Annotated in this window: 1 protein-coding gene and 1 pseudogene; one reads left to right on the forward strand and one right to left on the reverse strand. The window is 63.9% G+C overall.

The genetic code is table 11. The features are described 5' to 3' along the window. A pseudogene (locus IEY49_RS21270) lies at positions 1 to 275 on the reverse strand (hypothetical protein); the annotation flags it as partial. On the opposite strand from IEY49_RS21270, the gene IEY49_RS21275 reads away from it, so the two are divergent. Beyond that, on the forward strand, positions 262 to 599 hold a 338-nt coding region (locus tag IEY49_RS21275), incomplete at its 3' end, for a PAS domain S-box protein (protein WP_229780970.1). The pseudogene IEY49_RS21270 and the gene IEY49_RS21275 overlap by 14 nt on opposite strands.

A 599-nucleotide genomic window follows, 5' to 3' on the forward strand; every position in this document is an offset into this window, starting at 1 on the left:
AACACGGGCTTCTCCACGTCGTCGATCCGGTCGCCGAGAGCCTGACGCAGCAGGCCCAGGGCACTCATGACGCGGGAGGCCGGCAGGTACAGTTCCTGAAGCACGGACGTGACGACCTGTTCGAGTTCATCGTTCAGGGCCCGGACGCGGGCGGTGCCACTCTCGATCTGATGGTCCAGTACAGCGTGACCATTGAGCAGGGTCTGATGGGCCTGCTTGTACGGCGTGATGTCGGTGGACGCCCTGCCGCTCCCCGCGTACGTGAGCGATGTCAACGGCGCGACGATCTTCGTCAACCGCGCCCTCGTCCAGCACTGTGGGCTCGATGCCGACGCGCTCCTCGGGTGGGGCTTCACTGACCTCATTCACCCCGATGACCGCGAACACGCTCTCGACTTCTGGTCACGAGCACGGCTCGACAGGTACCCCACCAACCACGACCTGCGCCTCCGCACCAACAACGGCATCTACCGCCAGCACTGCGTGAAAAGCCAACCGACGTTCCACGAGGAACACCTCGCGTACATGGTCAGCACTCTCCACGACATTCACGCCTCGAAGGACACCGAAGCACGCCTCACGGTGCTCCGCCTCATCAC

Source organism: Deinococcus malanensis, assembly GCF_014647655.1.
GTDB lineage: Bacteria > Deinococcota > Deinococci > Deinococcales > Deinococcaceae > Deinococcus > Deinococcus malanensis.